General features: G+C 44.7%; 21 protein-coding genes and 1 pseudogene. 17 read left to right on the top strand and 5 right to left on the bottom strand.

Annotated features, from left to right (window positions below; translation table 11 throughout):
• Both QZ918_RS09435 and QZ918_RS09440 read left to right on the top strand, forming a co-directional pair.
• Positions 1 to 201: pseudogene (locus QZ918_RS09435) on the top strand (hypothetical protein); the annotation flags it as partial.
• A gap of 844 nt (positions 202 to 1,045) precedes the next feature.
• Positions 1,046 to 1,858, top strand: coding sequence for a GAF domain-containing protein (locus tag QZ918_RS09440; protein ID WP_293333932.1), 813 nt, complete (start codon positions 1,046 to 1,048; stop codon positions 1,856 to 1,858).
• Between the two features lie 629 nt (positions 1,859 to 2,487).
• Here the strand turns inward: QZ918_RS09440 and QZ918_RS09445 are convergent.
• A complete protein-coding gene (locus tag QZ918_RS09445; RefSeq protein ID WP_293333934.1) occupies positions 2,488 to 4,026 on the bottom strand; it encodes a PAS domain-containing protein in 1,539 nt (512 codons plus the stop codon).
• A gap of 310 nt (positions 4,027 to 4,336) precedes the next feature.
• Between QZ918_RS09445 and QZ918_RS09450 the strand changes: the two genes are divergently transcribed.
• From QZ918_RS09450 to QZ918_RS09465, 4 genes are all read left to right on the top strand, one after another.
• On the top strand, positions 4,337 to 4,987 hold the full coding sequence (locus QZ918_RS09450) for a DUF3386 domain-containing protein (protein ID WP_293146185.1): 651 nt from the start codon (positions 4,337 to 4,339) through the stop codon (positions 4,985 to 4,987).
• A gap of 324 nt (positions 4,988 to 5,311) precedes the next feature.
• Entirely contained in the window at positions 5,312 to 6,523 is a 1,212-nt protein-coding gene (gene tnpB, locus QZ918_RS09455; RefSeq protein ID WP_293333936.1) for an IS200/IS605 family element RNA-guided endonuclease TnpB, read from the top strand.
• A 65-nt stretch (positions 6,524 to 6,588) separates the two neighbouring features.
• Positions 6,589 to 6,828, top strand: a complete 240-nt coding sequence (locus QZ918_RS09460) for a NifU family protein (protein WP_193975189.1) — start codon at positions 6,589 to 6,591, stop codon at positions 6,826 to 6,828.
• A gap of 457 nt (positions 6,829 to 7,285) precedes the next feature.
• Positions 7,286 to 9,532 carry a glycoside hydrolase family 57 protein gene (locus QZ918_RS09465; protein WP_293333938.1) on the top strand — a complete coding sequence of 749 codons (2,247 nt, stop codon included), beginning with the start codon at positions 7,286 to 7,288 and terminating at the stop codon, positions 9,530 to 9,532.
• Positions 9,533 to 9,762: 230 nt separating this feature from the next.
• Here the strand turns inward: QZ918_RS09465 and QZ918_RS09470 are convergent, their stop codons facing one another.
• Positions 9,763 to 9,915, bottom strand: coding sequence for a hypothetical protein (locus tag QZ918_RS09470; protein WP_293146191.1), 153 nt, complete (start codon positions 9,913 to 9,915; stop codon positions 9,763 to 9,765).
• A gap of 271 nt (positions 9,916 to 10,186) precedes the next feature.
• On the opposite strand from QZ918_RS09470, the gene QZ918_RS09475 reads away from it, so the two are divergent.
• The 5 genes from QZ918_RS09475 (at position 10,187) to QZ918_RS09495 (ending at position 14,571) form a co-directional block, all read left to right on the top strand.
• Positions 10,187 to 12,838 carry a PAS domain S-box protein gene (locus tag QZ918_RS09475; protein ID WP_293333939.1) on the top strand — a complete coding sequence of 884 codons (2,652 nt, stop codon included), beginning with the start codon at positions 10,187 to 10,189 and terminating at the stop codon, positions 12,836 to 12,838.
• A gap of 80 nt (positions 12,839 to 12,918) precedes the next feature.
• A complete protein-coding gene (locus tag QZ918_RS09480) occupies positions 12,919 to 13,152 on the top strand; it encodes a hypothetical protein (protein WP_293333940.1) in 234 nt (77 codons plus the stop codon).
• Positions 13,153 to 13,406: 254 nt separating this feature from the next.
• Positions 13,407 to 13,799, top strand: a complete 393-nt coding sequence (locus tag QZ918_RS09485; RefSeq protein WP_293333941.1) for a response regulator — start codon at positions 13,407 to 13,409, stop codon at positions 13,797 to 13,799.
• Positions 13,800 to 14,032: 233 nt separating this feature from the next.
• Positions 14,033 to 14,251 (top strand): hypothetical protein, encoded by a 219-nt coding sequence (locus tag QZ918_RS09490; protein ID WP_293146199.1) that lies wholly within the window; start codon positions 14,033 to 14,035, stop codon positions 14,249 to 14,251.
• Positions 14,252 to 14,358: 107 nt separating this feature from the next.
• Positions 14,359 to 14,571, top strand: coding sequence for a hypothetical protein (locus tag QZ918_RS09495; protein WP_293146201.1), 213 nt, complete (start codon positions 14,359 to 14,361; stop codon positions 14,569 to 14,571).
• Positions 14,572 to 14,766: 195 nt separating this feature from the next.
• Here the strand turns inward: QZ918_RS09495 and QZ918_RS09500 are convergent, their stop codons facing one another.
• The gene (locus QZ918_RS09500; RefSeq protein WP_325314842.1) at positions 14,767 to 14,910 is read right to left on the bottom strand and encodes a CAB/ELIP/HLIP family chlorophyll-binding protein; all 144 of its coding nucleotides are present in this window, start codon (positions 14,908 to 14,910) and stop codon (positions 14,767 to 14,769) included.
• Between QZ918_RS09500 and QZ918_RS09505 the strand changes: the two genes are divergently transcribed.
• The 3 genes from QZ918_RS09505 to rnc all read left to right on the top strand — a co-directional run bounded on the left by QZ918_RS09505 (position 14,909) and on the right by rnc (position 17,093).
• A complete protein-coding gene (locus QZ918_RS09505) occupies positions 14,909 to 15,097 on the top strand; it encodes a hypothetical protein (RefSeq protein ID WP_293333944.1) in 189 nt (62 codons plus the stop codon). The two genes, QZ918_RS09500 and QZ918_RS09505, sit on opposite strands and share 2 nt — an antisense overlap.
• Before the next feature lie 648 nt (positions 15,098 to 15,745).
• Positions 15,746 to 16,246 (top strand): NYN domain-containing protein, encoded by a 501-nt coding sequence (locus QZ918_RS09510; RefSeq protein WP_293333945.1) that lies wholly within the window; start codon positions 15,746 to 15,748, stop codon positions 16,244 to 16,246.
• Between the two features lie 133 nt (positions 16,247 to 16,379).
• Positions 16,380 to 17,093 carry a ribonuclease III gene (gene rnc, locus QZ918_RS09515; protein WP_293333948.1) on the top strand — a complete coding sequence of 238 codons (714 nt, stop codon included), beginning with the start codon at positions 16,380 to 16,382 and terminating at the stop codon, positions 17,091 to 17,093.
• A gap of 496 nt (positions 17,094 to 17,589) precedes the next feature.
• Here rnc and QZ918_RS09520 read toward each other — a convergent pair whose 3' ends face one another.
• Positions 17,590 to 18,519, bottom strand: a complete 930-nt coding sequence (locus tag QZ918_RS09520; RefSeq protein WP_293333951.1) for a polysaccharide deacetylase family protein — start codon at positions 18,517 to 18,519, stop codon at positions 17,590 to 17,592.
• Positions 18,520 to 18,621: 102 nt separating this feature from the next.
• On the opposite strand from QZ918_RS09520, the gene QZ918_RS09525 reads away from it, so the two are divergent.
• From QZ918_RS09525 to QZ918_RS09535, 3 genes are read left to right on the top strand one after another with little or no spacing between them, the layout of a single operon-like run.
• Positions 18,622 to 18,759: a hypothetical protein gene (locus tag QZ918_RS09525; protein ID WP_293333953.1), complete on the top strand. Its 138-nt coding sequence runs from the start codon at positions 18,622 to 18,624 to the stop codon at positions 18,757 to 18,759.
• A gap of 42 nt (positions 18,760 to 18,801) precedes the next feature.
• Entirely contained in the window at positions 18,802 to 19,230 is a 429-nt protein-coding gene (locus QZ918_RS09530) for a DUF1824 family protein (RefSeq protein ID WP_293333956.1), read from the top strand.
• Positions 19,220 to 19,444: a hypothetical protein gene (locus QZ918_RS09535; RefSeq protein ID WP_293333958.1), complete on the top strand. Its 225-nt coding sequence runs from the start codon at positions 19,220 to 19,222 to the stop codon at positions 19,442 to 19,444. Before QZ918_RS09530 ends, QZ918_RS09535 begins: the two co-directional genes overlap by 11 nt.
• Before the next feature lie 42 nt (positions 19,445 to 19,486).
• On the opposite strand, the gene glgA is transcribed toward QZ918_RS09535, so the two are convergent.
• Complete coding sequence (glgA, locus tag QZ918_RS09540) at positions 19,487 to 20,920, bottom strand: glycogen synthase GlgA (RefSeq protein WP_293333960.1); 1,434 nt, start codon at positions 20,918 to 20,920, stop codon at positions 19,487 to 19,489.
• Between the last annotated feature and the right edge of the window lie 258 nt (positions 20,921 to 21,178).

Raw genomic sequence — 21,178 nt, forward strand, 5'->3', positions numbered from 1 at the left:
CATTTTTCTGTGGCTTATCAAAAAGGAGCAGCTTCTGATCTAGTTAAGTATTTTGCCGATCAGAAAAATCAAGATTTAGGGATTCGATCGCGAATGCGAAAACCTCATGTCAGGCTAATTATTTCTGCTTTTCCTGGAACTCAAAGAAGTCCCGAACAATTTTTCGGCAATAATAAGGGAACAAATGGAGTCATATTTTAATTGGTATTTCGGTAAAAAATGAGTAAGATTACTCATTGACAACAGTGTTTTTAGCTTAACTTGTGACTAATGGGTATGCCCCATGCCCTGTTTGGCCGGGAGCATCTCATTTTTGCAACAAACATTTCTTTTTACAGTGCGAGCATTGTAAAAAGCAAAACTGAGATGCTCCCGTTTGCCCCATCCCTCCGTTTCGCTTCGCCTAATGCTACAAACCAATGGCCGTGAGTACCTCATATGGGAGCTAGAAAGGCTATATATCACTCACTTCATAATATCGGGATCGGTGTATCCCTAATTACAAATTAGCGCATAAAAATCATTGATAATTGGCTATTTCCCTAAAAACACAGTTATATTGCCCGCCGCAGTATCAAATTTTACCTTGTCCGCCACCAATCTCCCTCCTTCGGTGTTTTCCACTCAGACCGATCGCCCCACCGCTACCGAACCCACGCAGAATTCGCATCAATGGCATTGGGGGGGGTAGGACAACAGATCGTCTCGCTCTGTCTCTTCGCGGCTCACACCTGCGAATAAACCCCCGCAAAAATCCCTAACCTTACCAGAACTGAATGCCCACCCATAGGACTGATTTAACTTCCACAGCCCTATTGTAAAGTTTTGTTAAGAAGACTTGACGCTTCTAGTTTTATGTGAGAATCATAAAGAGATTGTAAAGATACTAAAAAGATATACTATTTTTTGACTAACTGTGGGAACATTTAAGTGTAATTACGCAAGCCTCTGTTTGGACAGTTTGCGTCTGGTAAATTAAGTAAATTTCTGCTGTGTTAGTGGAGTGGTAGACTTTTGCCAGTTTAGTAGTAGAACAAGGGTTGCTATGAATCAGCAAGTATCAGCTCAATCGCAAAAACTTTTGCTCCAAATTGGCAGAAAGATTCGTCGAACTTTGGATCTCGATACCATTTGGCAACAAACAGTCAACTCTCTCGGACAAACATTAGGTGTCAGCCGTTGCGTCATTTGTCCCTATCAAAGTTCTAGCCAGCAAGTCAAAGTGGCTGCTGAATACTGCCAAGAACCATTTATACCTATGCTGGGAGTGGAAATCTCGCTCACGTCAGCACCTCATATCACTCAAGCTCTAGAGACCCTAAAACCGGTGGTCGTGGAGTCCTTCGCAGCCGATGACCCTTTTGAGCGACATTCGGTGCTAGTGGTCGCTACCGCTTATCAACAGCAACCTAATGGCATAATTAAGTTGCACCGGTGCCAGGGCAACTTGTCGGAGAATGATGGTAATGCCGATCGATCTTGGACTCAAGCCCAGATCGAATTCGCAGAAGAAGTTGCGGATCAAGTCGGAAGTGCGATCGCCCTAGCCACCCTCTACCAAGAGCGCAGCCAGCGAACAAAAGAACTGTCCCAGTTTAAAAAAGAGTTTTTGTCAACCGCATCCCACGAGCTGCGAACTCCACTAAATCACATCATCGGCTATCTACAACTAACTGTAGATGATATGGCAGACGATCCAATAGAGGAAAGAGCTTTTATCCAAGAAGCTCACCGTTCGGCTCTCCATCTTTCCAAGGTAATTGGTAATGTCTTAGATTCCATTCAGTCAAGTAAAGCTTGTCAGGCTCACATAGAGTTAGACGCTTTGAGGAGTCAACAAAAATCTCTAAACAAGTAAAGATGCAATTCCCGCATTCAAAAACTCGAGTATTGATCGGGCACACAAGTCTTCTGCCTGGAAAATGTGACACTTGCATCTATATAGCAATATAGCAATACTAATTTATTTGCTAGTTCTAGAAAAATTTAAATCCTTGTTCAACAAGGAGTCTAGCCAGACAAAAAGGTTTTTATCTTGTGCCAATCCGCTCTGATTGCTATAGATTTTTTCAAGAACTTCGATAGCTGGTTACTAAATTATTTTTAGGTCATTAGGGTTGTGTCTAACACAGCATAGCAAATAATAAAGGTAGAATCAGGGTGTATTTATTATGATATTATGTGGGATAGATAGACCGATCGCATAGCTTTGTAGTGAGGAAGTCCGTCCTCAAAAAACTCAGAATACGGACTTCGTGACTACAAATCTGCAACGGATATTTTACCAGAAAAAATTGGTTGAATGCCGGAACCCTTTGAGGGAGAAATTAAAATCAGACTATTCATTACTCCAATCCTCTTCCTTCTAGGTAGAGGTCGCTCTCAAACTGTCAAGCGGTCAACTGTCAACTGTTGAACGGAGATGATATCGCCAGCAGAAGATTGCAGCTTCGCAATTTTAATATTTTTTACTTGTGCTTGATAGAATTAGTTATCCCCATTTTTTTTCTTGGTTTTTGCAGGGCTGACATAGCGGGCCCAAAAAGGTTCTTCCATATTTTTCAGGGATGCTAGTTTTTGGCGCTCATCCTCTATGCGCTTGCGTTCTGAAAGGTCAGAAAATATGTTGATACTGCCGACTGTCTCGCCGCCTGCATCTTGTACGGGTGCTGCCCAGAGCCAAAGATCGATCGAACTACCGTCTTTTTTGGGCAAAGACACTTCCAAACCGTTTTCCGGCTTGCCATTACCCGCAGATTTCAGCAGCGCGTAAAAATCTTGCTTTTGTCCTTCAGGAATATTCGGCAATGGTTGGCCCAAAACCTCAGCAGCAGTCCAGCCAAAAAGTTCTTCGGCGGCGCGGTTCCAGACAAGGGTGCGGCCGTCATTGCCGGTACAGTTAATCGCCAGCGGCGCCGATGCAATCTGGGCTTGCCAAACTTTGTTAACGAGTTGCAGTTTCAATTCTACTTGTTTGCGATCGGTAATTTCCTGACAAGCGCCCCACAAACGAACAACCCGCCCTTCAGTTTTGTCCCACACCGCTTGCCAGCAGTCTCGCACCCAGCGCACACCACCATTTTTGTTAACAATTCGATACTCATTGACCCCCATACCTCTAGAAGTACAGCCTTCTAATTGTTTAATCAACATTTCCCTGTCATCAGGGTGAACGATATCTGAACTCCACCAGCCCGAGGCAGTTAATTCTTCAGGGAGATGACCGCTCACGCGCGCCAAGGCTTCCGTTACCCACTCACAAACAAAGTTACCGTTGGGAAGTGCCTTAAAAGAATAGGCAAAATCCGAAGTAATTTGTGACATAATTTTGTAGTGCCGTTGCGACTCCAGGAGTGCGCTTTCTGCTTGCTTGCGTCCCTCAATTTCCCGGGAAGCAATCAGAATTCCCTGTACGCTAGAATCGTGAAGCAAACTATTGCCGATCGACTCCAAGTAGATCCAAGAACCGTCCGCGTGGCGTGTGCGATATTCAATGGTCGCCCCAACTCCAGGAAATTCTAGCAACTTGCCAAAATATGCCTTCCAACTCAGCAAATCGTCTGGATGGATCAACTCGCCATGAATCTTGCCAATTCTCTCTTCTGGCTTGTAACCCAAAACTCTCTCTAGCGCTGCGCTGTGATATCGGACTCGCCCGTCGGAGCCAACAATAGTAATTATATCTGGAGAATTACGGAGCGCAGCCTGAAGTTTGGCTTCGCTTTTAGTTAATGCTTTATTATCCCGGCGGTGCTGGTTGATTTCTTCGTTCAACTGCTCCTGTAGCTTTCTGAGTTGCGCCGCTTGCTGGGCGACAGTGCGTTCCAAAAGACGATTTAAATTTTCCGCCTCAACTAACTTTGCCGCGTTATTTGTCGCACTTTCAAACTGGCGGCTGGTTGCCATTTCTTGCAAAGAAGTTGACAGAGTTTCCACAGTTTTTATTAAAATTGCCTGTTGGGGATGTGGTAAATGCTTAACTTGTTCCTGCAACGTTTCTAGGTATTTGTAAATTGTTTCTAGCATTTTATTAATTAGGGAATCTAATAGTTGCCACAGGTGCAAACTCTAAAAAGCGGACAGAATTTTTTTTAAGATAACCATAACTAAGAGTGATGTATGGCGATCGATCGCGAGCTTAATCACCAGTCATTGCGTGACTTTATTTTGACATCATAGCAACTGAGACCGAAAGTGAATTTTTGTGGCGGTAAAGTTAATAGCCTAGCGACAGCAGCCCATTCGGGAACCTGTGAGAGTCGGCAACCCGCCCATGCCGTGCGGGGCTTGGAGCGGTTACGCTAAACTAGATGGGTGTAAATAGAAAGAGAGATTTATGACAGAGCCAGCCAACGCTCGCGATTTGTTTCGCGCTGCTTACGAACACCGTTACACCTGGGATGCCAACTTTCCCGGTTACAGCGCCGATATTGAACTCAAACAAGGCGACGAAGTATATACGGGTCATGTTTCCATTAAACCAGACATGACAGTGGAAGTCAGTGGAATTGCGGATGAGGAAGTAAAGCAGAGCGTTTACACCCAAATGCGCGACATTGTTACCCACCGCAAGCGATCGACATTTGAAAAATCCCACGGCAAAAACAGCTTCACCCTCGGTGAGAAGGACAGTACCGACGCTGTGGATATTTTAGTGCAAGGCGACTCGATGGGCTCGAATTATAAAATCCGAGGTCTGTCAATTTGTCAAGTCAGCCGGGTGATGGGCCGTATGGCTTTCGTCATTGACACGCACAAAAGCTTAGAGACACCCGAAGGTTCTTTGGCGAGCCACTACGACGCCGTTTTCCGCAACCCCGAAACCAACGAAATCATCAGAGAACTGGAATTTGAAGATACCTTTGACAAAGTAGGCGACTATTATGTCATGACCAAGCAAGTAGTGCGATCGAAAGAAAAAGGTCAACAAACGACAACCGAGTTTAACTACTCCAACGTCAAACTGCTAGAACCAGCAGTAGTCTAGGGTTATACCCTTTTCGATTTGCGCGTTGAAGATTCCAGAGTTGATAATCACGGATGACAACTGGAGTGAGAATCTCTCCTAAAGTTGAATTAATTCTGGCAACGGGTATTAATTGCAAAATCCGTTTTGTTGGAGAAAGCGGGTTTTGCGATTAGTGTCTCGGACGCAACTTGATTTAACTAACGCGAACGGGAAGTCCCGCACTCTATCCGTTTACAAGGATGAGTGACGGGATGAAAGCGAGCCAGAAAACAAATTGAGCGACAGCGAATCAATATCAATTCTATCTGCTATAATATTATCAGTATTCTACATTATTGATAAATGTATAAAGCGTATAAATACAGAATCTATCCCACAAGTGAGCAAGAAAGCTTGCTTGCAAAGTCATTTGGCTGTGCGAGATGGTTTTGGAACTATGCGCTAAACCTGTGTCAAGAAACCTATAAAAATACTGGTAAGGGATTGACTAGAGGATACATACAAGGTTTACTTCCTGCTCTCAAGAAAGAGTATGAATGGTTGAAATATTCATATTCTCAATGTTTGCAAGTTGTAGCTTTGAACTTGTCCACTGCTTACAAAAACTTCTTTGATAAGAGGGCAATGTTGCCTAAATTTAAATCAAAGCATGGTAGGCAGTCGATTAGCTATCCCCAAAACGTCAAGTTTGATGGTGACAAGATTAATCTGCCTAAGATTGGATTAGTTCATTGTCAGCGCCATCGTGATTTTGATGGCGATATCAAAACGGTCACAGTATCTCGCAATCCTGACGGTAAATACTTCGTATCTGTCTTGGTTGATGATGGCAAAGCTAATCCTGAATTAGTACCAGTGGATAAATCTATTGGTATTGATGTTGGACTAACTCATTTTGCGATTACCAGTGATGGCTCTAAGTTTGATAATCCTAAATTCTTTGTCAAGCATCAGCAGAACTTAAAGCGCAAACAGCAAAGACTTTCTCGTAAAAATAAAGGTAGTCAGAACCGTAAAAAGGCAAGATTGGCAGTGGCAAAAGTTCACTCCAAAATTGCGAGATGTCGCGAAAATTTTCTGCACAAACTATCCCGCAAGATAGTCAACGAAAACCAAGTTATTGCAGTAGAAAATCTCAACATCAAAGGCATGGTTAAAAATCCTAATCTAGCTTCATCGATTAGTGATGTTGGCTGGGGTATGTTCTGCACAATGCTGAAATACAAAGCTGAAAGTGAAGGAAAACAATATATCGAAATTGATCGATGGTTCCCTAGCTCAAAGACTTGCCATGTTTGCCTGAATCGAGTTGATAATCTCAGCCTTGATGTCAGAGCATGGACTTGCAAGTATTGTGGTACTCACCATGACCGCGATCTAAATGCAGCAATCAATATTAGAAATGAAGCCTTGCGGATTTTGGCGTTAGGAACTAGCGCTTCTGCCTGTGGAGGGGATGTAAGTCGAAGAGGCAAAACTTCGGTTTTGTTGGACGCTATCCCCGTTGAATCAGGAAGCCAGCACTGTACCGCCGTATCGGTCAGCGTCTGGTAGTTCACCGGCAAGTAACGGTACGATCGAACTAAGTCAATTGTACGAATAATTTTTGAGGCAAAAATATGACGACACTAGCACTAACCAGAGATAACGTCGAAACAGTTCTCGATGAAATGCGCCCCTACCTGATATCCGACGGCGGCAACGTCGAACTGGTAGAAATCGACGGCCCAGTCGTACACCTGAGACTGCAAGGAGCTTGCGGTTCTTGCCCCAGTTCCACAATGACTCTGAGAATGGGCATTGAACGCCGCCTGCGCGAGGCCATCCCAGAAATCTCCGAAGTTGAACAGGTAATGTAATTAGTCAATAGTCAGCAGTCATTAGTCATTAGTTAGTTTAATCTTGACTATTGAATGTTGGCTATTGACTTTTACTTACTATTTATCAATTGCCAGAAAGAATTGGTTGAAAGCCTCTCCCTTGTAAGGAAAAATTAAAATCAGACTATTCATTACTCCAATCCTCTTCCTTCCAGTTAGAGGTCGCCCTCAAGCGGTTAACTATCAATTGAATGAAAGCCCTAGATACAAAAAGTAGTTTCATGTGCTACTCGCTGGTGGTAATGCGTGCAGCATCAACCTGCAATTGAGAGGTTGGAAGCGCTATTTAATAGGGACAAGGTGCGCTGTGCATCACCCTAAAGATAGAAGTTATGCCTCCCAGACAAAATTACAAAATACCAATTACAATTACCAATTACCAATTACAATTTCCAATTATAATGACCCATTGCCCATTACCCATTACCAAAATTTTATGTCTCATCCACTTTACGTAGCCTTCATTTGGCACCAACACCAACCCCTCTACAAATCACGATCGCTAACTAGCGCCGGAGCATCCGAGTATCGACTGCCTTGGGTGCGATTGCACGGAGTCAAAGACTACTTGGATTTAGTGCTGATTCTGGCAAAATATCCCAAGCTGCATCAAACTGTAAACCTGGTTCCGTCCTTAATTTTGCAGATAGAAGACTGCATCGCCGACAAAGCATTAGACCCTTACTTGGCGGTAACTCTCAAGGCAGCAGAAACTTTAAACATCGCAGAACAAGAGTTCATTTTAGAACACTTCTTTGATGCCAACTACCACACCCTGATTCAGCCGCATCCCCGGTACGCTCAACTCTACACTCAGCGGCAGGAAAAAGGCATTCAGTGGTGCTTGGAAAACTGGAAAGTGCAGGATTTTGGTGACTTGCTGGCGTGGCACAATTTAGCTTGGATCGATCCGCTGTTTTGGGATGACCCCGAGATTGCAGGGTGGCTGAAACAAGGACAAAATTTCAATCTGGCCGATCGCAAAAAGATCTATTCAAAACAAAAAGAAATTCTCGCCAGAATCATTCCCCAGCACCGTAAAATGCAAGCTGAGGGACAGTTGGAAGTGTCCACAACCCCCTACACTCACCCGATTTTGCCGCTGCTTGCTGACACAAATGGCGGCCGCATAGCGATTCCTAACATGACTCTGCCAGAACACAGGTTCCAGTGGGCTGAAGATATTCCGAGACATTTGAGAAAAGCTTGGGATATGTATCAAGACAGATTTGATTGTAAGCCGCGGGGTTTGTGGCCGTCGGAACAGGCAGTTAGCCCGGAAATTTTGCCCTACATTGCTAAACAAGGGTTTAAATGGATTGTCTCGGATGAGGCGGTATTGGGGTGGACAATTAAACACTTTTTTCACCGCGATGGGGCGGGGAATGTTTGCGAACCAGAATTGTTATATCGCCCTTATCGTTTAGAAACTCCTGATGGCGATTTGGCGATCGTATTTAGAGACCACAGGTTGTCTGATTTGATTGGTTTTACCTACGGTTCGATGGAACCGAAGAAGGCAGCGTCGGATTTGGTGGGACACTTGGAGGCGATCGGCAGAACTCTCAAACACCGACAACCCGACGGCCACACATCTTTAGAAAATCCGTGGTTGGTGACGATCGCCCTAGACGGCGAAAATTGCTGGGAATTCTATCCTCAAGATGGCAAACCGTTCTTAGAATCACTCTATCAAACTCTCAGCGACAATCCCGATATCCAATTAGTCACAGTGTCGGAATTTCTCGAAAAATTCCCCGCCACCGAAACAATTCCCGCAGCCCAACTGCATACCGGTTCTTGGGTAGACGGTTCCCTGACAACTTGGATCGGCGATCCTGCCAAAAATCGCGCTTGGGATTTGTTAGGCCCAGCCAGACAAATGCTGGCAAACCATCCAGAAGCCACAGAAGAGAGCAATCCCGAAGCTTGGGAAGCGCTATATGCGGCGGAAGGTTCCGATTGGTTTTGGTGGTTTGGCGAAGGCCACACGTCCAATCAAGATGCTATGTTCGATCGGCTGTTCCGCGAACACGTAGCAGCAATCTACGAAGCTCTCGGCGAGCCTGTACCCCCGTCCGTGCTGCAACAAGTAGAGGCACACGAGGTTCAAGGCGACCACCAACCGCTGAGCTTTATTCACCCGATTATCGACGGTATCGGCAACGAACAGGATTGGGACAAAGCCGGCCGGATTGAAGTTGGGGGAGCAAGGGGTACCATGCACCGGAGTTCGGCAATTCAGCGGCTTTGGTACGGGGTAGATCACTTGAATTTTTACCTTCGCGCCGACTTCAATGCTGGGGTGCGGCCGGGCATTGATTGCCCGCCGGAGTTAAATTTGTTTTGGTTTTATCCCGATCGCACAATGCACAACAGTCTGATTCCGCTGTCAGGTGTACCCGATGAAGTACCCATAAACTATCGCTTCCACCATCAGTTAGAGATTAATTTGCTCACCAAATCGATTTGGTTTCAGGAAGCAGGAGAGCGCGATGAGTGGCAGCCCCGCATCAGCCGCGCTCAAGTCGGACTGGATAAATGTTTGGAGGTAGCAGTACCCTGGGCGGATTTGCACATTATGCCAGACTGGCAAATGAGGCTGATTGCGGTTTTATCGGAAGGCGAGCGCTACTCTAGCTGTATGCCGTTCGATTCTTTGATTGGAATTGGAATGCCGTAAAAAGTGATTAGTGATTAGTCAGTAGTCAGTAGTCAGTAGTTAGTAGTGCTGTCCCCGCTCGCGAACCTTATCAGTAGTCAGTAGTAAGTAGTGCTGTCCCCGCTCGCGAACCTTATCATTAGTCATCATAGGGTTTCCATTTGCATCAGCCTAAAATTTTCGCCTGCTTGCGTCCTGCGGGCGATCGATACCGAACTCGCAGGGCGATCGCTTGCAGCATATAATTCCGTTTACATCGGCATCATATTTTTCCCTGCTCCCGTATTGCCGTCCCCCTGCAAGCGATCGACAGAGATCTGCTGGGACGGCTTGCAGGGTATAATTCCGATGTTGCCGTATTTGATATCAGTGATTGTTTCACCTAGCAAACAATTAAAATTCAAGAATTATCAGTTTTTCTTGATTTCAGCCTTCAGATCCGGCTGCCTTTTACCTCGATCGGTTGGATCGCCTCCGGTCGATCCTGCTAGAAAATTGGTTCGTAGTGAGGACTTTAGTCCTCTGTTTGATCGGGACACAAGTCCTGACTACAAACCTGCTAGAAAATTGGTTCGTAGTGAGGAATTCATTCCTCTGTTTTATGAGGACTGAAGTCCTGACTACAAACCTGCGCTAGAAAATTGGTTCGTAGTGAGGAATTCATTCCTCTGTTTTATGAGGACTGAAGTCCTGACTACAAACCTGATAATGGGTGAATTTACCGGACATCAAATCATTAGTCATTGGGAAATAATCAAACTAATGAGCCGCATTTTGCTCTCGATCGATCGCTACCAACAACCCTTGCCGATCGCACACCTCAACACTGAGCATGAGGTGATGCTACTCGATTGGACTTCCGAACCAAACTCAGAATTTATTATTCCAAAAATAGCTTTTGACTTGTGCATTCTCGACGAGGCAAACTTCGATCGTATCGGGCACATGGTTGAAACATTAAAAACTGCGGCGGAGCCTAGTTTTTTACCGTTTTTGCTCTTGATAGAATCCCAAACGCCGACTATTTCCGAGCAGCAGTTTTTTCTGAGTTCCAAACAACTCGAAGGCAGAATTGATGATTTGATAGTAAGTCCCATAGATGCCAGCCAACTGCACTTGCGCGTAGAAAATTTGTTAGCTCGCAGGCAGCTATCGTTAGAACTCCACAGACTTCAACAAGTAATTAAAGAACGCACTTTTACAGAAAGTTTGTTGATCGACTCGCTGCAAACGGCAAACGAAAATTTGCAACGGGAAATCGCCAAGCGGGGAGAGGTAGAAGCTGCACTCCAAGAAAACTCCTATCTCGAATCGCTGATGAATGCCATGCCAGATATTGTCTGCTTTAAAGATGGCGAGGGCAGGTGGCAGGAGGCAAATCAAGCCATATTGGAATTGTTTGAGCTATCAGCAGATAACTACCGGAGCCTCACAGATACTCAGTTAGGAAAACTCAGCAGTTTTTACGGGGAGGCTCTACAGGCTTGCGAGGTGAGCGATCGAGCAGCGTGGGAAAAAGGTACTCTTTGTAGGGGAGAAGAAGTGGTTCCCCGATCGAACGGTACTGTAAAAATCTACGATGTAATTAAAGTACCCGTATTTCATGCCGACGGCAGACGTAAAAGTATCGTGATTTTGGGCCGCGACATTACTGAATACAAGCAAGCTAGAGATGAACTCGTGCGCTTGGCGTCGATTGTCGAGTCTTCCGACGACGGCATCGTGGGCAAAACCCTCGCCGGGACAATTCAGAGCTGGAATGCAGGAGCCGAGAAGATTTACGGCTACTGCGCGCAGGAAGTCAAGGGGCAGTCGATCGAGATTTTAGCAATTCCCGAACGCCCCAAGGAAATACCCCAAATTCTGGAAAATATTCGGGCTGGAACTACGATCGACCATTACGAAACCGTACACTTGCGTAAAGACGGCGAACAGATAGATGTGTCTCTGACAATTTCTCCGATTAAAGACGCCACAGGAGCAGTAACGGGCATTTCAACTATCGCTCGCGACATCACCGATAGCAAGCGAGTTCAAAAAGCTCTCGAACAACTCCGCCACCAAACAGAAATGATTTTGTTCTCCGCAGCAGAAGGAATTTGCGGGTTGGACAAACAGGGAAAAGTAACTTTTGTCAATCCGGCGGCGGTGAGAATGGCTGGTTGCGAATTGAAGCATTTGCTCGATCGACCGCTGTATGAAAGCTTACACCGTTCACAGGCAGAATGCTCGAAGGCGATCCTCTTCGAGGGCTGCGCTAACGAGCAAATGTCACCTGCAACAGATATCAATTCCGGCTCTCAACTTGCCCCAGACTGCGCCACACCAACCACGGGAAAACTCTCGAACCCAGTATGTTCTCAAATTTTAGACACCTTGAGAGACGGAGAGGTTCGGCGTGTCACGGATGAGGTTTTTTGTCGGCAAGACGGCAGCAGTTTTCCAGTTGAGTACGTTGTCGCTCCGATGCGAGAACAAGGCGAAATTATTGGCGCTGTGGTGACTTTTAAAGATATCACCGATCAGCTTGCGATCGAGCACATGAAAGATGAATTCATATCTGTTATCAGCCACGAACTGCGGACGCCCATGACTTCGATTCACGGGGCACTCGGTCTCCTCAACAGCGGCCTGCTTGAGGCTCACCCCCAGAAAGCCAAGCGGATGCTGGAGATTGCGATAGCTAATACTGACCGGTTGGTGCGCTTGATCAACGACATCCTGGATTTAGAGCGCATGGATTCTAATTACAGCACTGCCATCAAACAAACTTGCAATGTCGCGGATCTGATGTTGCAGGCGGCTGACGAGATGCAGGGAATGGCCCAGCAGGCTGGAGTTACTCTGTCTGTGAGACCTGTGAGGGCGCAATTGCTCGCTGTTCCCGATCGGCTAATTCAGGCATTGACAAATTTACTCAGCAATGCTATAAAATTTTCGCCCGCAGGTGCTACGATTTGGCTGAGCGGTGAGTCGATCGAGCATCCGGATTTGGCAGAAAAAGCTGAGTTGAAGTCAGTGTCGTCTCCTTGTTTGTTGTCTCCCGAGACTGCCACCAATCCGCACTTACCCGTGAGTTCGGAAATCCTGATTGCAGTTAAAGACCAAGGACGCGGCATTCCGGCGGACAAGCTAGAGATGGTCTTTGAGCGCTTTCAACAGGTTGATGCTTCTGATTGTCGCCAAAAGGGAGGTACTGGTTTGGGGCTGGCTATTTGTCGCAGTATCGTGCAGCAGCACGGGGGCCGGATTTGGGTGGAGAGCGTTTTGGGCGAGGGCAGCACTTTTTTCTTACGTCTGCCAGTTATGTGCGAGAGAGAAGGTTGACGAAAGGTAGTTAATGTATTCGACAGATGATATTCCCCATTAGGTAGATTGCATTCGCCATGACTAATGAAAAAATATTAATGCAAAAATTTTCAATCCATCCTGGATGCAGAAACCAGGCTTTTTTACCAAAAGACTGGGTTGCAAGCAACAGAAACGCTAAAAAAGCGAGTTTCGAGGCATCTGAAGTGCGATCGAGACTGTCAATTTTGGCAAAGAGGGACTATACACGCAGGGACGGGCAAAATCGCGATTTTCGATCGAACAGCGGATTTTTGGCGACTCCGTTGTGTAGCAACGACCAAAGCGGTTAGGACGTTCTTAATTGCTGAAACCCTTGCGGCCGATTGCTTCTCTCGCGAGGAAGAAGAAAAGCTTTCCTTTTTCCGACTTCCATTTCTCTTCCATCCGTTACATCCATTACATCCGTTACACAATCCGTTGCCGAACTTCTTCCTTCTGTACAGTGTTGCAGCTTTACAGTAAAGTCCGATCGGTAAAAAAGTTTGCTTTACAAAACATTCACATTTCGCCTCTAGTCTGTGATCAGTTCTGATTCTTAAAAAAGATGTTAATTTTGACTGCCAAACGCATCTTGGTTATTGACGATGCCGAAGATATTCGGGAAGTGGCTCAAGTCAGTCTTGAGGTGGTGGGGGGCTGGGAAGTCCTTACCGCAAGTTCTGGTCGCGAGGGCATGGCTAAGGCTCTTGCCGAACAGCCTGATGCTATTCTCCTGGACGTGATGATGCCCGACCAAGACGGGCCTACTACTTTTAAACAGTTACAAGCTAATCATGCTACCCATCACATTCCGGTAATTTTATTGACGGCTAAGGCTCTCGCTAGCGACAGGCGGATGTTCGCAGATTTGGGGGTGGTGAGTGTGATTGCTAAGCCTTTTGAACCGATGTCTTTGGCTGCTCAGGTGGCTGAAGCTCTCGGCTGGCAGGAAGCATAGGTCGTTAGCGCAGCCCTCGAAGAGGATTGTGCGCCTTAAAATCTGTGAAATATCTAACCAAAAAAACAAATTATTTCTGCTCGGTTTTTATGCTGAATATAATCGGGCAGAATTATATTTTTTTTTGTAACAACTTGCTTATCTTCATAAGTTCTTCAGGTTTAAGTTTTAATTTAAGCACATCGTCAGGGATCGATCCTGACTGTTTGCCGAAACCTTGGGAGAAGACGACTATGCCCTCAGCTTACATTTTGCTACTGATAGTTTCTCTGGCAGCCGTCTGGATTTACTGGCAAACCTCTCAAGATATTTTTGTTCTTGTGGCTTTGGCCGGACTGGGTTGTTTTATTTGGGGTTTCTCTTGGGCTCCTTGGGGCGTTCAGCTTCTAATTGTGGTGTTGCTGTTGGGCATCCAAAAGTGCTACTTGTCAGACGCTCAAAGTTTGGAGTGAAAAGAGCTTTTTTATTGTTGTGCCTGGAGTAGAGATACAGCGGCATTCATCAATCTCTGTAATCAATTGGTTTATCGATCCATATCTTAAAGAAGGTTTAAAATATCATGAATAGTTGCCCTTGTTGCTCCTCTCAATTGTTACGCCACGCTCGCCACAATCGCGTTTATTGGTTCTGCTCGCGCTGCTGGCAGGAAATGCCGGATCTGTCGGAGATGATTTTAGGTAACAGCCTGCGGACTCACAAACAAGAAGGTTTGGTGAAGCTTACTGGTTTGACTCCTAAAGCGAGAATTTTGGATTCAGTAGGAATTGCTTAGGAAAGATCGAGTTTGACTGACGATAAATATTGAGACGAAAAAGTTTTTTGATTGTGCCATTGGTTTGAATTTTTAATAAAAAATGCAAAAGTCCCTTCACTGTGAGTGAAGGGACTTATTTGCGTGCGGGCGATCGCACTTGTAAGGGGGTCGATCGCCCCCACAAATTACAGCTCTTGTATGGAGTTAAGCTGATTACATCAAACCGATTTGAGAAAGAATGCCTTGACCGGTGAGGAATTCGGTAGCTAAGCCGATCGCAAAGCCTAGCATTGCCAAACGACCGTTCCAGGTTTCAGCGAACTCGGTGAAGCCTACTTTTGCGTCTTTGTTTTCCATGACCATAAACCTCGTTGTATTTCAACCTTATGTAACTAAACTTAACACAGCAGTACAAACTTTGCAACATATTTTTACATTTATTTTTCAAATGCTGCTTGTCAGCAGGATGAATCGATGTGTAAAGGGGCTTGTGGGCGATCGCACGGGGGTGAGAAACCGGGTTTCTCGCGATATTTTGGGTTAGCAGCCGCCAAATCTTGTAGAAACGAAGTTTTGCTCTCGTCAGGGTCTGTAATTTGCGATCGGTGTTAGGTTCAGGAAAATATTGCTCTGAGGTCTGAGAATGTCAGAAAAATAATTTTTACTAAATACTTGACATCAAAAATTCAAAACGCTAGATTAAAGGCAGAGCTAAAACTAAATATCGCATTCAAAATTAAGGAATGTTGATTGAGTCGTCTTAGCTATACGGTTGATAGAACTGTAGCAAGTTTCTAGAATCCCGTTGAGCGGAAATTAAGTCTAATGTCGTTTTAACAAGTTAATAAGTAGTAGTTCCGAATTAATTACACGGCATTTCGCCTGAAACAATTACAAGCGTAAAGAGTCTTGATGTAATTAATTTTTCCCGGTTACTCACAAGCTTGACATAAATCGAAACATTATAGAGTTAGATTTCCCTTCAACGGGCTGCTACTAAGCTTGCTACAGTTCTATCAACCCTGTAGCTAAGACGCTAATCAAATCCTACAAAATCACAGTATTTTATGGTAACAGATTGTCTGATGCCGAGATGTTCATTTTTGAGCAAATCCACAGACAAAACTCCATTAATGCTAGATGCGTGATATGTCGAGGCTGTCCAGCCCACCCAGTTGTAGGAATTACTCAAATGGACACTCATCAAACCTCAAATGGATCGATCTATCAACAGCAAGCTTTAGTTTCCATTTATTGGGATTATCAAAACATCCCAACTTTAAAACGATCCCCAGATTTATTACTCTTTGCCAATCAATTTGGATATGTAGTTAACCGCAAAGTTTACGATAATTGGCAGCAACAACAAAATAAGGCCGCACAAGTAAATTTGTGTTCTCAAAATTTTGAATGTTGTCATGTATCCCAAAACATTAAAAATGCTGTAGACTTTCATTTGTCAGCAGACTGCTTTAGTGAGGCTTCAAGTAGCCTATATCCACACACATTTATTATTGTCTCTGGAGACGGCTACGGTGAAATCTTGATTCAGAAGCTGCATGAAAAGGGGAAGAAGGTAATAATTGTTGCCCGTAAAGGTAATGATAGTCACAATCTCAAAAAGCTTGCAGATAGATTTTACTCGATCGATGAATTGCCGAAGTCGATCGAGACTTGCAAAGTCACAGCATAAACAACCTCGACATTTACCCCGCCGCAGATAGCAAAAATCCAGTTTATTTGATAAACTAGATTCTCCAAACCAACCGCCATCTGCGGCTCTTTAATGTTCGCATAATAACAACACCAACCATTACTAAATTTTCATGCCATTAACTAACCATACACAAGAACTCCAAATAACGATTCCCCAATTCAACAATCAAAAACTGCTGCGCCAAGCACTAACCCACCGTTCCTACGTCAACGAAAACCCCACATTCCGCGAAGCAGATAACGAACGCTTAGAATTTCTCGGCGATGCTTTGCTGACATTTCTCAGTGGCGAATATCTCTATCAGCGTCACCCAGAAATGGGAGAAGATCAAATGACTCGCCGACGTTCTGCATTGGTAGATGAAAAACAATTAGCCAGATTTGCTACCGAAATCAGTTTAGACTTAAAAATGCGGCTCGGCAAAGGAGCTTATCGAGAAGGTGGAATTACTAATCCAAATTTGCTCAGCAGCACCTTTGAAGCATTCGTTGGCGCTTACTATCTCGACACCGAAAATATGGACAAAGTTCGCGAGTTTGTATGGCAAATGTTTGATTCTGTTCCTGACAATGTGGTGGAAACGCGATCGACTGTAGACTCGAAAAACCGCTTTCAAGAATGGGTACAAGCCAACGGTGACACCACTCCGCCCAAATACGTGACAGTCCAAGCAGGAGGAACACCCCATCAGCCAGAATTTCTCGCTAAAGTTTATGTTGGAGACAAATCCTATGGAGAAGGTAAAGGTAAAAGCAAGAAAGATGCTGAGAAAAATGCGGCGGAAGATGCGCTAGCAAAGCTGAAAAAACGCGGATTGATTTAAAGGTGAAAACACCAGTAAAAACTACTATAGCTTTTCTCGGAAAAATGATGTACTCATGGGCATAGGGCATGGGCATCGGGCATACCTCACCACGCTTGAGAAAGGCTATAGCTTATTTACCCGATGACACAATAGGCGCGCGTCTGTGTCACTCTGGGGATAAATTAACTCGCTCAATCAAGGAGATATATAGCCTTTCTCAAAAAGATTAGGTATAATTGACAGCTTATATAACCAATTAAACTCTTAGGGCCCAAGCCCAACAACGTCCGCGAATCTTTATCAATACTTCGGACAGTTTTAGATCTAATCGAGTATCTCAAACCCTTGATGGCTATAGGGATGAGTATTTTTTCAATCTTTAAGTCTAGCCCGGAGTTTCAAAAAAACATTAAAAATGCCAGGGCTTACGCTGTAACGCTTACAGAGTCGTTAAAAAAATGTCCGAAGTATTGTTTATGAGAACCGCTATACAAAACCGAAATGCTGCCTAAAGCTACTCTTTCTTTCTCAGAGTAGAAGCTTTTTTAGCTATGCGAATTAAAGCTCTAGGCGACATATCTTTATCGACAGTGATACGAGAGATTCGGTAATTATTTTCCAGTCGGTTTACTCTAAATAAACGGTCGTTGTACAAAAAGCCTGTTAAATGATATTTAGGCAAAATCTTTTCTACTTCCCAGTCTGATGCGCCGTAGGGATAGGCGATGTGAGCGCCTATCACTTTATTTTTGTCTAAATCTCCCATACATTTTCTCAACTCTGACTTGGATTTAGCAATTTCAAATTCTAATTCTTTTCCGTCAATTTGAGTAAAATTTTTGTGAGCAAAGCCGTGAGACTGAACGTCATAAAAACCTTTTTTGTATCCGTCTCTTAAATCATTGCAAGTAGTATGTGCCACAAAATCTTTGCCCATATCAACACCTAAAAACAGGGGGTTGACAAATAACACAAACTTGCCCTTTTCTTTGTGGGCAACTGCTAGTTTTTCTAAAATGGGAAGTGCATTTTTATGAACCCCTTTATACCCGTCGTCAAAGGCGATCATAATCGGTTTTTGACCAATTTTTTGAGCGGGTATTGGCTGTGATTTTTCGATAAAGTATACGTACAAGTCTTGAGATGATAAAAACCAATAGTTTTCTTTGGCTAGATATTCTAAAAATACGGACAAATCTTGTTTGGTGTAGTCAATGGAAAATGCTGGCCTGTTCGGTGGCAGTTCTGCGGGATTTTGAGTGTCTACAATATCGTGAAAGCCGATTATAGGGATTCTGATGAAGTTAGATTCTACTGTCCAGCTAGAAATACCTAGACTGAGGGCAAAGATTACCAATAAGTAAATCAGTTTGGCTTTGTGTAGCTGCCGAAAAAGAAACCTTTGCAGGAATTGTATGTTTTCTAACAATTGCTCGAACTTCATACTTTCTTTGCCAATTTGTGTGCTTTTTATCTCTACTATTAATAGAGGCAAATTCAGCTAACTTGACATTTTTTTGATATTTCTTTGGAATCTAGGTAGAGTGTGGGATGCCGCAAGCCGATCGCCCAAAGTGCTTCCCAAAATGCTTCCCAGAACCCACAATGCGTTATAATCGGTGCTGGCGCGAGTGTTACGGCTGTCGGTCGAGGGTTGCAATGGCAGAAATCCGTTGACGAGTAGCCCGAGTGTCGATCGTACTTTTTGGAAATATCAGAGCAATTGATGTCTACTCACAACCCGACTACCCTAACCGTAGAAGCAGCACAGCAAATTCTCAAGGATTTTACTTGTCTGGATATGCAATCTGTAGCATCGCCGCTGGAAAAACAGGCGCTGCGTGAAGCGATTTTGCTGGTAGCAAGTTTGTCGGATTACCAAATGCTTGGAGTTTGCGCGACTTCGACGGATGAGGGTTTTGCAGCTTTAGCAACTTATTTGAAGGCTTTGGGATATGATGCTGTTTTAGATCCCAGTGCTTTTGCTGCATTTACTGGTTCGGTTTATATTAAGTTCAATACTTTGAAGGGTTCCTATTATGTTGATGGCTATCCTGGAACTTATCGGGGCGTGTTAGTATCGTGCCAATTTTCCTCGGAAGATGGAGTTAGCGGGACTTACGGTCATTTACCTCTCGATTTATTTGTTGATTAATTGGGAATTGGGAATTGGGAATGGGGAATTGGGAATTGGGAATTGGGAAGAAGGCCAAACAGGGCATTGGGAAGAAGGCCAAACAGGGCATTGGGAATTGGGCATTGGGCATTGGGAATTGGGAAGAAGGCCAAACAGGGCATTGGGAATTGGGCATTGGGAAGAAGGCCAAACAGGGTATTGGGCATTGGAACCAAAAACTAACAAGAGTTAACAGTTAACAGTCAACTGTCAACTGTCAACTGTCAACTGTCAATTAACCTTTATCAACGATCAATTCTGGTTCTGGTTCGGCTTCCGGTGCGATTTCTTCTGGTGAAATTCCCAAAATTTCGCTGTACAAGTTGATATATTTTTTGGCAGAAATATCCCAGCCAAAATCTTCTTTCATGCCGCGCTTTTGCAGTTCTTTCCACTTATCTTTGTAGCGGAAACCTTCCCAAGTTCGGATCATGCAGGTGAACAAGTCGAGGGGTTCGTAGCGATCGAAACAGTAACCTGTGCCGGTATCATTAATGGGGTCGTTGTGAGATACGGTATCGACTAAACCGCCGGTGCGGCGCACCATGGGGACGCAACCGTAGCGGAGGGCGAGCATTTGGCTGATGCCGCAGGGCTCGAAACGGCTGGGCATCAAGAAGGTGTCGCAGCCTGCGTAAATGCGCCGGGAGAGGGCGTCGTTGTAGAGTAATTGGGTGGACATCCGGCCGGGATAGCGGGCGGTCATTTGCCAGAGTTGGGTTTCGTAGTAGCGATCGCCAGTTCCGAGTACAATAAACTGAGCGTCGGTATATGCCATGAAGCGATCGAGCATTTGAATGATCAAATCCAATCCCTTCTGTTCTACTAGCCGCGTCACCATGCCGATTAACAGGGCATTTTTATTCACTTCCAAGCCGACTTCTTCTTGCAGCGCAATTTTGTTAACTGGGCGCTTATCAATAGTATCAACACTGAATTGTTGGTGGAGGTATTTGTCAGTTTCTGGGTTGTAAGATTCTGTATCAATTCCGTTCAAAATCCCCGACATCTTGCCGCCGACGTAAGACAGCAAACCTTCTAATGTTTCCCCATAGGCTGCGGTTTTAATTTGCTCGGCGTAGGTGGGCGAAACTGTGTTTACGCGATCGGCAAACTGCACCGCGGCAGCCATTGTATTGTGACCTTGCATATACCAAGGGCACCAAGTCATCTGCTCCAAACGCCAGCGCCACGGCCCTTGATAAGCTAGATTGTGAATAGTAAAAACTGTGCTGATATCGGGGTCTTGGCTCATCCAAACAGGTATCATTCCCGTATGCCAATCGTGACAGTGCATAATTTGGGGTTTCCAGTGATTCCAGGCAAATTCAGCAGCAGTATTAGCAAAGAAAGTGAACCTCCAATCTTCATCGACACCGCCGTAAACGCGGCGGGGTAAGAAAGATGGATGTTGCATTAAGTATAAAGGTACATCGGTTCCCGGCAGAACACTTTCAAAGACCGAGAAGCTTTGGAACATGGCCTCCCCATTCCAGACGGGTTTTTTGGGAACGTCCATTTTGTCCGGGATGAAGCCGTAGTAGGGCATGAAGATGCGGACATCGTGACCCATGCGGCGCAGAAATTTAGGCAAAGCGCCGACGACATCGCCCATACCGCCCACTTTGGCTAGGGGCGCTGCTTCGGCGGATACAAATAAAATACGCATTATTTTTTTGTGTTCCTTGGGATAGTTAGTCTAGATCAAGTTTAAATGGGTAGTGGCACAATGTTAACGTGCTGTCCAAAAACAAGTATAAATCTCTATTGTCGATGGTTAAGCAGTTTTTTTAGTGCTTAGTTCAAGCATTTAGTAGAGGCTGTGAAGGAAATCTCAAATTTCCTGTCTCAAATCTCTAGTCTCAAATCGACCTTAGAGGTAGGAAGTATGGAGTTTCTGGTAGATAAGATGCGTTTTGATAGTTCG

Origin of the sequence: Microcoleus sp. CAWBG58 (assembly GCF_020883045.1) — a bacterium.
Lineage (GTDB): Bacteria > Cyanobacteriota > Cyanobacteriia > Cyanobacteriales > Microcoleaceae > Microcoleus.